We start from the raw sequence: 6301 nt of genomic DNA on the forward strand, positions 1-6301 counted from the left end.
AGAGGGGAAAAAGCATAGAAAGCGGGTTTTTTACGGCTGCTTAGAGGGGAATAAGATGGTAAAGCGACAGATACCTTGCTGAAAATCTTCGCCTTGATCGCAAAAATTATCTAACGCCACAAGGTACAACCCCAAGCTGATAGCTAATATAATTATTAAGCTAATAATTATTTTCTTTGCGTTCAAATTAAAATCCTTTAAATACATTTTGTTAATAGTACTTATTACAAAATAGGCATTCGCTTTAATACGATAACAACGCCTATCACTGTTGTTATAAAATTCGCAATAAGTTATCTCTAAGATTAAATTTAGCATAGTTTTCATAAAGAAAGTTAAATGCTTCCTCGACAGAAAACAGATAATTGGCACTATTTTTTCTTAATTGTACGCAAAATAGGCATTTTTATTTTAATTACACATTTTGCCAACACATAGAAACAGCAATCAACTAATATGGATTTCTCTGTTTGCCACTTTTTGTATAATATTAAGGAGTTAATTTTGTTTTTTACCTTAACTTCATCGATAGAATGGAACTGTAATGCCACAAGATAATCATCTCGCATTAGTTTGCGCGCTAAGTAAATGGATTGAGGAGCATTTAGGTCGCGTAATACACCTTGAAGAGCTAGCGGCTTACTCCGGCTATTCCCTTTGGCATATGCAGAAAATTTTTAAAGAAGTCACGGGCACCTCTTTAGGAAAGTATATTCGCCAACGCCGTTTAGCGGGGGCTATCCATCTTTTACGCACCAGTGACCGCTCAATATTTGATATTGCATTAGATTTCGGCTTTGGCTCGCAATCACACTTTACTTATATGTTTCGTAAAGAGTATGGCATCACTCCATTTGACTTTAGGCAAAATCAAAATATCGAGTTAGAGACAAAACAGCCCTTACATTTGCAATCACTTTGTTGTGATTAGACTGACTTTTATGTGGCATAGAGATATTCTCTTTCGTGTCACATAAATAAAGCCCCAGTTATGTGATGATAATGCCTCGCCCTTACCAACCATTAACTGCTTTACTTTAATATGGGGATGATAATGAGTATTAAGCTTATCGTTATTGATTTAGATGGAACGTTACTAAACGAACAACATGAGATCACACCTGAAGTACATCAAGCGATCCAACATGCTAAAAATTCTGGAGTGCATATTGTTCTTGCATCTGGGCGATCTTTTAACGGCATCTCTCCCTATTTAAAAGCACTTAATCTTGATACATCTGATAACTTTTGCATTAGCAATAATGGTAGCCAAATTCACCAAGCAGAAAATGGTGAAATTATCACCGAAGACTTGCTCAATTTTGAAGATTACCTCTATTTTGAAGATCTCTCCCGTGAGATAGGTGTTCACTTTCATGTTTTAAGTGATAATAAAATTTATACCACCAATCGCCATATTAGCCATTTTACTTGTCGTGAAGCATTCTTAACGTGGACACCTCTCTATTATCGCCCCTTAAGCGAAATGCAAAGAGATATGCGCTTTAGTAAATTTATGATCGTTGGTACACCTACGGTATTAGATAACGCAATGCAATATTTACCTGCTAATATCTATCAACAATACAGCATATTACGTAGTGCTCCTTATTTTATTGAGATATTAAATACCGATGTCAATAAAGGAAACGCGGTACAAAAAATAGCAGAACATTTAAAAATCACTCCAGAGAAAATAATGTGTATTGGCGATCAAGATAATGATTTAGCGATGTTACAGTATGCAGGATTGGGTGTTGCGATGGGAAACGCCCCTGAAGAGATCAAAAAAGTGGCGAAATTTATTACATTATCTAATAAAGAACACGGTGTTGCTGTCGCTATCAATAAATTTATTTAAACACGATATTTTTTGTGTTTTATCACTAATGTCTACAAAATTATATAGCAATTGTGATCCTAGCTAGAGGATCACACTGCTTGCCCCCCTGCTTTATAGCCATTTATTATGCTCCTTTTCCTGCTGGATCAGGATTAAACACCTATTTCTTCTTACATCTCCGTCAGAATTTGTTACTATCAATTCTCTTTTCGTTATTCAAACACTATTTTTACAAGATAATTACCTAGTAATTAGGCTAAATATAGAATAACAAGTATAAATTATTAATATATTCTCTCTCAGACAGGTAGTATTAGTTATGCTTTCAACAAAAGACATGCTAGTCCTTGGAATGATGGTTTTTGCTCTTTTCCTTGGCGCTGGTAATATTATTTTCCCTCCAATGGCAGGTTTCCAATCTGGAAACCAATGGTTTAGTACGTCATTAGGATTTTTGGTTACGGGTGTCTTACTCCCTTTTTTAACCTTAGTCACCGTAGCTATTCGTGGACGTGGTGAACGCCTTTCTATCGACTTGCCATCATGGTTTGCGGTGTTATTTTGGATTGCACTTTACCTGATTGTCGGTTCTACCTTTGCAATGCCTCGGGTCACGAACACCGCCTATGAGATGGGATTTTTACCTCTTGGTCTTATTGAAAAAAATACCACGACACATCTGACTTTCGCATTAATATTTAACCTATTAAGTATGTTCTTTATGCTTAAACAAGGTACGATGATCAGTGCCATCGGTAAATTCATGACCCCAGCGCTCTTAATACTTCTGGTTGTCGTTGGTATTGCTGTAGTGGCTAAACCGCTTTCCCCTATTGAAGAGCCTACCGGCCTTTATGCGGTAAATGGCTTCTTCTCCGGTATTATTGACGGTTATCAAACCATGGATGTGCTATCTGCTATGGCTTTTGGCGGGATCGTCGCTCGTGCGTTATATACCAAAGGGATCACCAATCCTAAACAAATTGGTTTTATCACCATAAAAGCGGGGATGATTTCGGTTTTACTCTTAGCCGCCCTTTATTTATGTTTATTCTATTTAGGTGCCACAAGTCACGCAGTATCTGTTTTTGCTGATCCGGCACTAAATGCCACTAACGGTGGTCAAATCTTCTCACGCTACGTAGACGCTTTATTTGGCTCTGTCGGTACTTGGTTGATGGGCGGGATTGTTTTATTAGCCAGTATGACAACCTTAGTCGGGGTTACTAGTGCTGCGGCAGACTACTTTGCGACATTCCATCATCGTTTAGGCTATCGCTTCTGGGTTGTAGTATTTACACTGTTAACGACGTTAGTCTCTACTTTTGGTCTTGATACCTTATTACGTGTCACTATTCCTGCATTATTAATGATTTATCCAACATCGGTGACACTAGTCTTACTACAATTTGTTCGCCATAAACTAAAATCACCGCGTTTTACTTACCGCTTTACAATCTGTGTCATTGTTTTAATGAGCCTACTTGACACATTAAAACAGTTAAAATGGCTAAATGGAGATTTATTACAACTATTTAGTTACATTCCACTGTCTGAGTATGGGCTAGGTTGGTTATTACCGGGTATTATTGCATTCGCAATTTCATTACTAATTAGTCTCAGTTTTAAAGAAACCGACACAGAAATTGCTACACCTAATACAGTAAAATAAATCTATTATTGCAACTAGCCCCAAAGTAAATGGTCACTTTGGGGCTAGTTTTTATCCTTAATAACGATCAATTATCTGAATGTTTTATTGGCTCAGTTGATGGCTGTATCCACTTAGTTCGATATTTATCAATTAACGCCATTAAAATAGCTTCTGACTGCGCATCAGGAATACCTTTAATATCACTTGGTCTAAAATGCATTTGAAATGCGCTAACCACTTTTTGCGTTTCAGGATCTAATATCCCTGTTGTTGGTGTTTGATAACCATACTTCGCTAACAAGGTTTGAAAATTAGCAATATCAACAGGCTCCGATGCAGCTCTTCCCGCTAAATAGAAAGTAACTGTTTCATCATCTGGCCAAGCGCCTATTCCTTGTTTCGCTAATTCAGCCCATGGGAAAAGTGGCCCTGGATCAACTTTGCGTTGTGGTGCAATATCACTATGCCCGACTACATTTTGTGGTTCAATACCATAGCGTTGAATAATATCTTTCATCATCATAGTAATGGTTGAGAGTTGTTCTGCGGTATAAGGTAACCACTCTCTTAATGTACCCTGATCGTTATAACCATAATTCACTATCTCAATACCAATTGAACCATCATTCAAACCTGCACTATTTCCCCACTGACTTAGCCCTGCATGCCATGCTCTTTTATCTTCACTCACTAAAGCAAACACAACCGGCTTACCATCAACATAATTTGGTTTGGTAGGAATTAAATAATGACTGCTTACATTTCCCGAAGTTAACGTTTTTAACGATTCTTTATCGTCAACGGCGGTGTAGTGCATAACTAAAAATTTTACGCGATTATCTTGCCCAGGGTTATTGGGAACAACTTGTGCAAAATAATCCCCCCTATCAATAAGCTGAGGTTGCTGAACACAACCTGAAAGCAACCCCAAAGTAACAAGTAAAAAGAGACTGTAGCGACTAAAGATCATTATCCATCCTGAATACATTAGACTATAAATTTAAGGCTAAATTGTAGACAAAAAACCCATATTAAAAAATATGGGTTTTGTATTTTGGTTTTTTTTTAATAATTTTTTAATGAATACCGTACTTGCTCAATTATTGCCTCACCTTTTCACAGCGGACTAACGGTTCATTAGGTAAAGGCTCTTTATCCCAAATACCTTGCTCTATATCATTTTGTAATTCAGGGTATTGGCGAATATTGAAAGTGGGTAATACACCAGCTTGTCGCTGTTGGTTATAATCTTTAATTAACTTCAAAGCGACGCCTGAAAGTAAAATAATGGCAATTAAGTTAGTGACAGCCATCAATCCCATCGAGAGATCAGCCATTTTCCACACTAACGGCATTTCAGCCAAAGCACCAAACATCACCATCGCCAGTACGGCTGATCTGAGTAAGAATAGCCCTGTCATATGATTGCGGCCTAAAAAAATCATATTACTTTCAGCATAGGCATAATTTGCAATAATCGATGTAAAGGCAAAGAAAAAAATCGCAACAGCAATAAAAGTACTCCCCCAACCACCGACAGTTGACGATAATGCTAGCTGGGTTAACTGAATACCATTAATACCATCTTGATAATTATCTAACACACCTGAGGATAAAATAATCACTGCAGTCGCACTACAAATCACCAAGGTATCCATAAATACCCCTAACATCTGAATATAACCTTGCGATGCTGGATGAGGTGGGTAAGGTGTTGCAGAAGCGGCGGCATTAGGTGCAGATCCCATACCTGCTTCATTAGAAAATAGGCCGCGTTGAATACCTTGGGTCATCGCTTGACTAATACCATAGCCAATTGCCCCTGCTGCGGCTTCCTGTAAACCAAATGCGCTTTTAAAAATTAGCATAAACACTTCAGGTAAACGTTCAAAATGATCTGCGACAACCCAAAATGCTAATAATAAATAGGCGATAGCCATAATGGGTACAACCAGCTCAGCAACACGCGCAATCCAACGTAGACCGCCAAAAATAATAAAGCCGCTCATCACCACCAGTCCAATACCAACATATAATGGATCGAAATTAAATGCTGATGCAGCTGCTTGCGCTATTGAGTTAGCTTGTACCGCATTAAAAACAAGTCCGAAGGCAATGATGAGGAAAATGGCGAATAATACGCCCATCCAACGCATATTGAGACCTTTTGTCATATAATAAGCAGGGCCACCGCGATAGTTACCTTCATCATCTTTAGTTTTATACAACTGTGCTAATGTACTTTCTATTAAGGAAGTCGCCATGCCTATAATTGCAACTACCCACATCCAAAAAATGGCCCCAGGGCCACCTGCGGTCAGCGCAATTGCTACACCGGTTAAGTTACCTGTTCCAACACGTGCAGCTAAACTTGTACATAAAGCTTGGAATGAAGAGATACCTGATTTATCTGACTTATGACTATTTTTTAAAATAGAAAACATATGACCAAAATGGCGGATTTGAATAAATCCTGTTCGAATAGTGAAATAAATACCCACACCAAGGAGTAAGTAAATAAGTACATATCCCCATAAAATGTTATTTGCAAAGTTAATTAGCCCTGTCAAATTAATCCCCTTATGTAATAACGTATATAACCTATCCTTACATCGCTATTGAAATAAAAAACAGATAAACACCTATAATTGAACCAATAAATGGCTTATGTATGTCTTTATCTCATATCAAAAATGATTGTCTAAAAAGCGACTTAAATGTAACACAAGATTATACGATATGTATATTTTTTGTTTATTTTTTTATTATTTAATCATTCTATTTAATCATCTTATTAACTAGAA

The 6301-nt window shown here is 37.3% G+C and carries 6 protein-coding genes; 3 read left to right on the forward strand and 3 right to left on the reverse strand.

Translation table 11 applies throughout. The annotated features are described in order from the left end of the window. Nucleotides 1-30: 30 nt before the first annotated feature. A complete protein-coding gene (mgrB, locus tag AACU95_RS14955; RefSeq protein WP_004243459.1) occupies nucleotides 31-327 on the reverse strand; it encodes a PhoP/PhoQ regulator MgrB in 297 nt (98 codons plus the stop codon). Between the two features lie 217 nt (nucleotides 328-544). Between mgrB and AACU95_RS14960 the strand changes: the two genes are divergently transcribed. The 3 genes from AACU95_RS14960 (at nucleotide 545) to brnQ (ending at nucleotide 3515) form a co-directional block, all read left to right on the forward strand. After that, entirely contained in the window at nucleotides 545-931 is a 387-nt protein-coding gene (locus AACU95_RS14960) for a helix-turn-helix domain-containing protein (protein ID WP_004243460.1), read from the forward strand. 123 nt (nucleotides 932-1054) lie between these two features. Further along, nucleotides 1055-1861 (forward strand): sugar-phosphatase, encoded by an 807-nt coding sequence (gene yidA, locus AACU95_RS14965; RefSeq protein WP_004248301.1) that lies wholly within the window; start codon nucleotides 1055-1057, stop codon nucleotides 1859-1861. A gap of 301 nt (nucleotides 1862-2162) precedes the next feature. Continuing rightward, nucleotides 2163-3515 (forward strand): branched-chain amino acid transport system II carrier protein, encoded by a 1353-nt coding sequence (gene brnQ / locus AACU95_RS14970; protein ID WP_004243464.1) that lies wholly within the window; start codon nucleotides 2163-2165, stop codon nucleotides 3513-3515. 67 nt (nucleotides 3516-3582) lie between these two features. Here the strand turns inward: brnQ and AACU95_RS14975 are convergent, their stop codons facing one another. Further along, a complete protein-coding gene (locus AACU95_RS14975) occupies nucleotides 3583-4467 on the reverse strand; it encodes a peptidoglycan recognition protein family protein (RefSeq protein WP_012368044.1) in 885 nt (294 codons plus the stop codon). Nucleotides 4468-4597: 130 nt separating this feature from the next. Beyond that, on the reverse strand, nucleotides 4598-6067 hold the full coding sequence (locus tag AACU95_RS14980; RefSeq protein ID WP_004243466.1) for an alanine/glycine:cation symporter family protein: 1470 nt from the start codon (nucleotides 6065-6067) through the stop codon (nucleotides 4598-4600). Nucleotides 6068-6301: the final 234 nt, after the last annotated feature.

The sequence above is a fragment of the Proteus sp. G4415 genome, assembly GCF_963896075.1.
Classification (GTDB): domain Bacteria; phylum Pseudomonadota; class Gammaproteobacteria; order Enterobacterales; family Enterobacteriaceae; genus Proteus; species Proteus mirabilis.

Coding starts and splice junctions, on each gene's coding strand:
- AACU95_RS14960 (WP_004243460.1), top strand. CDS start 545: ATGCCACAAGATAATCATCTCGCATTAGTTTGCGCGCTAAGTAAATGG.
- mgrB (WP_004243459.1), bottom strand. CDS start 327: ATGAAAACTATGCTAAATTTAATCTTAGAGATAACTTATTGCGAATTT.
- brnQ (WP_004243464.1), top strand. CDS start 2,163: ATGCTTTCAACAAAAGACATGCTAGTCCTTGGAATGATGGTTTTTGCT.
- AACU95_RS14975 (WP_012368044.1), bottom strand. CDS start 4,467: ATGATCTTTAGTCGCTACAGTCTCTTTTTACTTGTTACTTTGGGGTTG.
- yidA (WP_004248301.1), top strand. CDS start 1,055: ATGAGTATTAAGCTTATCGTTATTGATTTAGATGGAACGTTACTAAAC.